Source organism: Candidatus Aminicenantes bacterium, from assembly GCA_011049425.1.
Classification (GTDB): Bacteria; Acidobacteriota; Aminicenantia; order UBA2199; family UBA2199; genus UBA876.
On sequence record DSBM01000113.1, the window covers coordinates 20520 to 28474 of the forward strand.

6 protein-coding genes are annotated in these 7955 nt (G+C 63.6%); 2 read left to right on the forward strand and 4 right to left on the reverse strand.

The annotated features are described in order from the left end of the window. Nucleotides 1–129: 129 nt before the first annotated feature. From glgP to def, 4 genes are all read right to left on the reverse strand, one after another. Nucleotides 130–2658 carry an alpha-glucan family phosphorylase gene (glgP, locus tag ENN40_07275; protein ID HDP95143.1) on the reverse strand — a complete coding sequence of 843 codons (2529 nt, stop codon included), beginning with the start codon at nt 2656–2658 and terminating at the stop codon, nt 130–132. 354 nt (nt 2659–3012) lie between these two features. Continuing rightward, the gene (locus ENN40_07280; GenBank protein ID HDP95144.1) at nt 3013–4305 is read right to left on the reverse strand and encodes a hypothetical protein; all 1293 of its coding nucleotides are present in this window, start codon (nt 4303–4305) and stop codon (nt 3013–3015) included. Beyond that, a complete protein-coding gene (locus ENN40_07285) occupies nt 4302–5237 on the reverse strand; it encodes a methionyl-tRNA formyltransferase (protein HDP95145.1) in 936 nt (311 codons plus the stop codon). The genes ENN40_07280 and ENN40_07285 overlap by 4 nt, the downstream gene beginning before the upstream one ends. Beyond that, nucleotides 5224–5742, reverse strand: coding sequence for a peptide deformylase (def, locus tag ENN40_07290; protein ID HDP95146.1), 519 nt, complete (start codon nt 5740–5742; stop codon nt 5224–5226). The genes ENN40_07285 and def overlap by 14 nt, the downstream gene beginning before the upstream one ends. An 88-nt stretch (nt 5743–5830) precedes the next feature. Between def and mutL the strand changes: the two genes are divergently transcribed. Together mutL and ENN40_07300 are read left to right on the forward strand one after the other, a co-directional pair. Next, nucleotides 5831–7546 (forward strand): DNA mismatch repair endonuclease MutL, encoded by a 1716-nt coding sequence (mutL, locus tag ENN40_07295; GenBank protein ID HDP95147.1) that lies wholly within the window; start codon nt 5831–5833, stop codon nt 7544–7546. A 74-nt stretch (nt 7547–7620) separates the two neighbouring features. Beyond that, the coding region (locus tag ENN40_07300) for a hypothetical protein (GenBank protein HDP95148.1) at nt 7621–7955 on the forward strand (335 nt) is incomplete at its 3' end.

Consider the following 7955-nt stretch of genomic DNA (forward strand, 5'->3'; position numbering starts at 1 on the left):
GTCTGGACCGAAGTGGTGAGCGGTGATTTATGCCCTCTGGGTACTTGTGCCCTCTGGGTACTTGTGCCCTCTGGGTATTTATGCCCGAAAGGGTACTTCAACTCTCCAACTTTCCAACCCTCCAACTTTTCAACTCCAAACCGACATGAAGAGTTCATACGGATTGACCATGAGGTCATGGCGGGGTGTCACGCGCACAGCCGCTTCGTAATCACCCGGCAGCGGCGGCTCCAGTTCAGCCGTGAAGCGCACGGTTTTTGCGGGTTTTCTGGTTTGGGGAATGAGTGTCAGCGATGAAAAGTCAGCGGTTTTTCCTGCTTCAAGGGGGCGGATCATCAGGCTGACCCGCAGCTCGGCTGGAGACAGGCCGGCTGTGTCCACGGTAACGGCCACGGGTACTTTTTTGCCGTGGGGCAGGGGGCACGATACATCGAAATCGGTATCGACGATGCGGACCGCGGCGAAATCGGAGCCGAGGCGTTGACGCCATTGGGTAAAGCTTTTCAGAGGCGTGTAGTCCGAAGCTGAAAGGGCGTGGCTGTCCGCAACTGCGTCGCGGTACATGGAGGCGTAGTCGTCCACCATGCGGTGGGTGTTGAAGCGGGCCGGGATGGATGCCAGGGAGGCGCGCATCATCTGTACCCAGCCGGCGGGAATGCCCTTTTCATCGCGGGTGTAAAAGCGCGGCACCACGTCGGATTCCAGGATCTCCAGCAATTCACGGCCTTCGCGGGCGTTCTGAACCCCCGGGTCCGGCTGCATGCGCCGGGCACCCAGGGCCCAGCCGTTTTCACCGTTAAAGGCTTCGTCCCACCAGCCGTCCAGCACGCTGAGGTTGAGGCCGCCGCAGGCGGCCACTTTCATGCCCGAGGTGCCGCAGGCTTCCAGGGGCCGGAGCGGGGTGTTGAGCCAGACGTCCACTCCGCCCACCAGCTGCCGCGCCACTTCCATGTCGTAGTCCTCCACGAACACCACCCGGTCCTGGAGGTGGTGATCGCGCAGGAAACGCACGATCTGCTGGATGATCTGCTTGCCGTCGCCGTCCAGGGGGTGGGCCTTGCCCGCGAACAGGATCTGGATCGGCGTGGTTTCATGGCGCAACAGGCGCAGGATGCGGCCGGGATCCTGGAGGATGAGGTTGCCGCGCTTGTAGGTGGCAAACCGCCGCGCCAGGCCGATGGTGAGCCGGTGGGGGTCCAGGATATTGCGCGCGGCGGCGACCCGGTGTTCGGAAGCGCCGTGCCGGCTAAGGGAGAGGGCCACGCGGCGGCGCAATTGCGCGACCATGCGCTCCCGGGCGGTTTCCCGGGCCCGCCACAATTCGGCGGCGGGGATTTTGTCCACGCCCTGTTGCCACATCTCTTTTTCAGACTGGCGCCGGTCCCAATCCCTTCCCAGGTGGGTGCACAGCAGGGAATCGATTTCCTCCGAGATCCAGGTGCGCAGGTGCACACCGTTGGTGACTCCCGCAATCGGGACTTCGTTTTCCGGCACACCCGGCCACAGGGTATGCCACATGCGCCGGGAGACCCGTCCGTGCAGGAGGCTGACGGCATTCACGCGGGCGCAGTGGCGGATGGCCGCCACGGTCATGGAAAAGCCCTCGCGCCCGTCGTCGGGGCGCATGCGTCCGAGGTCCAGGAATTCCTGGGGCTGCAGGCCGAGTTCAGCGGCGAACCCGCCCATGTAGCGTATGATCAGGCCGGAATCGAACACGTCGTTGCCGGCCGGTACCGGTGTATGGGTGGTGAAAATACTGCTGTGGACCACCAGTTGCTGCGCCTCATGGCGGGACAGTTTTTCTTTCTCCATGAGCCGGCGCATGCGTTCAAAAGGCGCGAAAGCGGAATGGCCCTCGTTGAGGTGAAACACGGCGATATTGATCCCCAGGCGGTCGAGCAGGCGCGTGCCGGCGATCCCCAGCAGCATCTCCTGCTGCAAACGGTACTCACGGTCTCCGCCATAGAGGCGGTCCGTGAGGCGCCGGTCCGTTTCGGAATTTTCCGTCCGCCGTGTGTCCAGCAGGTAGAGGGGAACCCTTCCCACGTCCAGGCGCCAGGCCTGCACGTAAACGTCGCGATCAGGCCAGCGCATTTTGATCACCAGGCGCTCTTCGGGGTTTTCCGGCTCCATCACCGCCTGGATGGGCCAGCGGGACAGGTCGGCTTCCGGGTAATGCTCTTCCTGCTGGCCGGCTTCGTTGAGCGATTGGCGGAAATAGCCCTGGTGGTAAAGCAGGCCCACGCCCAGCAGCGGCAGGTTGCGGTCGGAAGCGGACTTGACGTGGTCGCCCGACAAAATGCCCAGGCCGCCGGCATACAGGGGCAGGCTGACCGCCAGGCCGTATTCCATGGAGAAATAGGCCACTTCAGGTTGGGGCGCTTCCGCCAGGTGGGCGTCCAGCTCGTCGGCCGCGGCCGTCACCGCGGCCACGTACTCCGCATCGGCGGCGGCGGCACGCAGGCGATCCGGTTCCAGGCGGTCCAAAAAAGCGGGGGCGTTGCCGCGATTGCGTTGCCAGGACCCGGGGTCCAGGCGTTGAAACAGGGCGGATACTTCCGGTTTCCAGTGCAGGCGCAGGTTGGCGGACAGGCGGCGCAACCCGGCCAGTTCGGGCGGTAATTCCGCGCGCACGCTAAAAGATTGCAATGACATCATAGAAAACCTCGCTGGTCCCCGGCGGATGAACCGGAGCGGGAGTAACAATCCGCATTATACGACAACCACGGATAGGCGGCAAGGAAGAACAAAGGTGTCAGGAGGCGGGAGGCAGGTGGCAGGAAACAGGTGGCAGGTGTAGGGGCGACCGGCGGGTCGCCCATGAACCGGAAATTCAATAAAACCACGGAACACACGGAAATGGGAAATCAGGCCAATGGCGAGGGGCAAAAGGCATGGTGTACGAGCGAAAAATTTTTCGCCCCTACTTTTCGAACTTCCTGCCTCTACAACTCTCCAACTTTTCAACTTTCCAACTTTATTTACTTCTTCCCTTTTCAACTTTTCAACTCTTCAACTTTTCAACTTTATTAAAGCCAGATAGAACAGGTCGTTCTGTAGTTCTTCCGTGGGCAGGAGGGTGATGCCCGTGCCTTCGGAAAACAGCTTGAATCCCAACGCCCGCGCCCAGGGCGCCAGGTCGATGGTCTCGATCTCGTGCCGGGAGCGAATGTGTTCCATGACCCCTTCGCCTTCGGCGCGGCAGAACGAACACACTGCGTAGAGAATCCGCGCCCCGGGGAAACGATCCAGGGCGGCCTCGAGCAGTTCCCTCTGAATCTCCGCCTGGGCGGTGATGCGTTCCCGCCCCACCCGCAGTTTCAAGTCGGGGTTTTTGCGAGCCGTTCCCACCGAGGTGCAGGGCGCGTCCAGCAACACCAGGTCGAACGCGTCCTTGAACGGCGGCCGGCGCATATCGGAGCAGGTGCGGTACCAGGGTCGCCGGTCGGCCGCGAGAGTTTTCGAAAGCCGCGTCAGGCGTCGGTACCGCAGGTCGTTGGATACCAGCACAAGCTCCGGGCGCAGGCTTTTTACAGACAGGCTCTTGGTACCCGGGGCGGCGCAGGCGTCCAATACGGAATGGCGGGCATGTCGGGCCGCGGCCAGGCTGACCAGGCGCGAGGCGGTATTCTGGAAAAAGGCGTGACCCGGGTTCACCAGCGCGCGCAGCACGGGCCCCGCGGTGTCCACCTGGAAGAGCGACAATCCGGGCACGCGGCGATGCGGCAGTGCCAGCGCCTCCAGGCGCGTGCCCAGTTCGCGCGGGGATTGCTCCGCGGCCGCGGCCAGGTGGAAAACCGGCTCGCGGTTGAGCCAGCTCAAGATTGTCTGCTCTGGTACGGGGAAGCGCCGGATTTCCGTCACCAGGTCCGAATGAATGGAATAACGGATCGCCGGGTCGGTAATTGATTCCACCAGGCCGGCGGCGGCCGCGGCGCCCTCACGCGCCGCGCGGCGCAGCAGGGCGTTGACAAACCCGCGCGCCCGCGCCGGGGCCAGGGTTACGGTTTCGTTGACCGCGGCGTGGTCCGGAATCGAATCCGCCGCCAGCAGGCGGTGCAGGCCCAGTCGTAACAGCACGCGTGTTTCCGGATCGATGCGGGCGGCGGGCAAATTGGACCAGTGGTCCAGCAGGAAATCCAGCCGCCGGCTGTGGCGGATGGTGTCCGCGATCATGCGGTAGGGGGCCGCGCCGGCCGCGCCGCCGTGGGGCTCCAGTTCCGTGCGCAGCAGGCGGCGCAGGTTGGTTTGGGAATCGGATTCAAAACGCAATAGAATCCGGTAGGCCAGGGCGACGGCATTCACGGCAGTCGTTTTGGCAACGCATTGCCGAGGGCAAAGCAATACGGCGTCATGGGACGCTTGCAGGGCGGCTGGATGCGGGTGACTTCCAGGACCGACCCCGAACCGCAAACCACCTGCATGCGTTCCCGGTCGGTTTCCAGCACGGTTCCCGGCGGGTGAGGGCTTTCGGAAAGGTCCATGGGGCGGCAGGTGATCACTTTAACGGGCCGGCCGTCCAGCTCGAAAAACACTCCGGGCCAGGGCTGGAAAGCCCGCCAGCGGTTAAATATCTCCCGCGCGCGCGCGTCCCAGTTGATGCGTCCCTCCTCTTTGCGCAGTTGCGGCGCGAAGGTGGCGTGGTCATGTTCCTGGGGACGGAGAGAGTCCGTTCCCTCCAGGATTCGTGGCATGGTTTCCGCCAGCAGGTCGGATCCGGCCGGGGCCAGGCGGCCGAACAGTTCGGGAGCGGTTTCGCCGGGGTCCACATCCAGGGCGCGGGACGCCCAGATGGGGCCGGCGTCCATGCGCGGCCGGATCTCGAACAACGTGACACCGGTGCGGGATTCTCCCGCTTCCAGGCAACGCTGCACCGGCGCGGCACCCCGCCAGCGCGGCAGCAATGAGAAGTGGGCGTTTATCGTGTTGCGGCGGGGAATCGTCGCCACCCGCCGGGGAATATAGCGGCCATAGGCCACCACCACTCCCAGGTCGGGGTCGGCTTCGTGGATCTGGTCTTCCGTTTCCGGGCAACGCAGCACCTCGGGCTGGATGCAGGTGATATCGTGTTCGCGGGCGAATGCCTTGACCGGGGGCTCCAGGTTGCGGCGGTTGCGCCCGCCCCGGGCGTCGGGCTGGGTAATGATCAGGCGCAGGCGGGTGTGGCGCAGCAGGCATTCCAGGAAAGGAAGGCCCACTTCCGCGGTACCGAAAAATACGGAGTTACCATGCGCCATTCTGTTGCAGGCGGCGGATCTCGCGCCGGGCCAATCTCCGTTTCAGCGGTGACACGCGGTCCAGGATCACGTGGCCGTCCAGGTGGTCGATTTCGTGCTGCATCACCCGCGCTTCAAAGTCGCGGTATTCGCGCTCGAACTCCCGGCCATCCAGGTCCACGGCGTGAAGCAGCAGGCGGGTGTGGCGCTCGACCCCCAGGTTGATTCCCGGTACGGAAAGGCAACCCTCTTCGTCCGATTCGGAGCCTTCCGCCTCCAGGATCACGGGATTCAGGAACGCGTGGAAAGCATCGGGATCCTCGCCCATGGTCAGGTCAAAAACAAACAGGCGGATGCTTTCACCCACCTGGGGCGCGGCCAGGCCGACGCCGTTGGCCTGGTACATGGTCAGGCGCATGCGTTCCACCATGCGGCGCAAATCGTCGTCGACGGTGTCCAACTCGCGGGCGCGTGCGGCCAGCACCGGTTCACCGTACTTGGTGATTTTCAACACTTCTGTTGCCATTTTCCGGATCTGATTATATATCCGCGCGCGTAATGCTGTCAAATCCGCGCTGTTGGCCCTTGTGCAGGTATCTGTGGTACAATGCGGCATGGCCCGGATCCGTGAATTGCCGCCTGACGTGTATCGCAAAATCGCCGCCGGAGAGGTGGTGGAACGCCCCTTGTCCGTGGTCAAGGAGTTGGTGGAAAACGCCCTGGATGCCGGCGCCGACCACATCCACGTGGAACTCGAAGACGGCGGCCGCCACTGGGTGCGGGTCAGCGACAACGGGTGTGGTATCAACGCCGGCGACATCCCCCTGGCTTTCCAGCGCCATTCCACCTCCAAGCTGTCGGGAATCGAAGACCTGGATCAATTGACCACCCTGGGTTTTCGCGGGGAAGCCCTGGCCTCTCTGCGCGAAGTGGCCCGAATCCAACTGGTCTCCGCCGAAACCGAAGGCGCGGGGGTTGAGATGGACCTGGAGCCCGGGGGACAGCCGCGGTTGCGTACGGTATCGAGTTCGCGGGGAACCCGCATTACGGTCAGCGATCTGTTCCACAACTTCCCGGTGCGACGCAAGTTCCTCAAGAGCGCGCGCACGGAAACCAACCGCGTGGTCTCCTGGCTGGAGGGCATTGCCCTGGCCTGGTGGAAAGTCGGCTTTGACCTGGATCACAACGGGCGTTCGGTGTTCAGCTATCCCGGGGTGGACAGCCTGCTGGAACGAGCCTACCAGGTGCTGGGGCGGGAAACCGCGGCGGAGCTGGTTCCCGTGATGGGGGATGGCGAAACCGCAACCTGTACCGGTCTGGTCAGCCGTTCCCGCGGCGGCGGTCCGGACCGCCGCCGCCAGTATTTTTTCGTCAATCGCCGCCCGGTGCGGGAAAAAACCCTGATGGCCGCCCTGCACAATGCGGCCGCGCCTTTTCTGGAAAAGGGCAGGCATCCCGTGGCCGTGCTGCTGCTTGAAGTCTCTGCCGAGGACGTGGACGTCAACATTCACCCCATGAAGCTGGAGATCCGGTTCCGGGACGACCAGGCCGCGTTTCGCCTGGTGTACCATGCCGTGGCCGCGGCCATGGGGAATCAAACGGCGTTTCCGTCGCATCCGGGTACGGCCGACGCCCCGGGACGTTACTCGGCGTTTGTACGGAATGCGGCCTGGAGCGGAGGAGCGGATGTGTCGCAGGCAGCGGAAGCGGGAAGCGCGGGAAACGTACGCGAAAACCTGTTGCTTTTTCCCGGGGGCGGTCCGCATGCCGGTGGAGTCCGCGTGCTGGGCCAGTATCGCAGCGCCTATATCGTGGCGGAACGCAACGGCGAGCTGCTGCTCATCGACCAGCACAACGCCCACGAACGGGTGATATACGATCGCCTGCGCCGCCAGGCGGCGGATCAAGGGGTCGAATCGGCCGCACCCCTGTTTCCCATGCTGATCGAGTTGTCGGCCACGGAACGCGGCCTGTTGGCGCAGAAAGGCGAAATCCTGGCCGGACTGGGCTTTGAGTTGGAGCCCATGGGGGGCGCCAGTGTGGCGGTGCGCCGCTACCCGCGCCTGTTGGCCGAAGCCGAAGTCGCCGGCGCGTTGCGCGAGGCGTTGCAACCGGCTGAAGAACAAGTGGAAACCGGGGGAGACCTCTCGCTTGCCGGTGTGGCATGCAAAGCCGCGATCAAGGTCAACCAGCCCTTGAGCCTGTTGGAGATGCAGCGCCTGGCGGACGAGCTGTTCGCCTGTGAGAATCCCGAGTTCTGTCCCCACCGGCGGCCCATCTTGGTTCACATTTCCCTGGAGGAAATCGAAAAACGCGTGAGGCGGCGTTGAATCGGCGGCGATTCATTGACGCGGTCGATTCTCTCTGATAGAAGATATAAAGTACCCAGGTTTCAGGAGCGAAAATGGAACATGTAATCGGCATTCGCCGGGAAGATAAGAACGAGTGGGAGCGCAGGGCTCCCCTGACTCCGGATCACGTGCGCCGGTTGAAAGAGGCCCACGGCGTGCACACCATTGTGCAACCGTCTCCCATCCGCGTGTTCACTGACGATGAATACCGCGCCGCCGGCGCACAGATCAGCGAAGACCTGAGTCGCGCCCGGGTGGTGTTCGCGGTCAAAGAGATTCCCGCCGAACTTTTCCAACCGGACACCGCTTACGTGTTCTTTTCCCATACCATCAAGGGTCAGCCCTACAACATGGACATGCTGCGGCGCATGATGGAGGTGGGGGCGCA